Here is a 410-nt window from a genome sequence, read left to right on the forward strand (position 1 = left end):
GAGTTGTTGTTCGAAATATTAACTTTAAACTTTCATGATCTTTGTTGAACGATAATATATCTTAGTAAAACGAAAATCTAACGGACAAGAACTCTGCGTCCTCCGCGCCTTTGCGCCTCTGCGTGAGGTCTTCGTGTTCTTTTCTTAACTTTTCTCTATAGCTTCTAATAACCCGCACAGGTAACTTACTCCCAGCGCCCTGTCGTATAAGCCGTAGCCGGGCATGGAAACCTCTCCCCAGATGTTTCTGCCGTGGTCGGGGCGGATTGGGCCTTCGTAACCTGTGTCGTGCAGGGCTTTCATAATAGCGTACATGTCCAAAGAGCCGTCCGTGGAAAGATGGGCGGACTCTTCAAAATTGCCGGGGCCGTTGTGGCGCACGTTGCGGACGTGGGCGAAGTGTATCCGTC

Annotated in this window: 1 protein-coding gene; it reads right to left on the bottom strand. The window is 49.8% G+C overall.

Annotation, left to right across the window (positions count from 1 at the left end; translation table 11 throughout):
- Positions 1 to 144 precede the first annotated feature (144 nt).
- A partial coding sequence (locus ACYVTD_RS17285; RefSeq protein WP_461248869.1) for a mannonate dehydratase occupies positions 145 to 410 on the bottom strand: 266 nt, incomplete at its 5' end.

Source organism: Treponema sp. R6D11 (assembly GCF_054786075.1).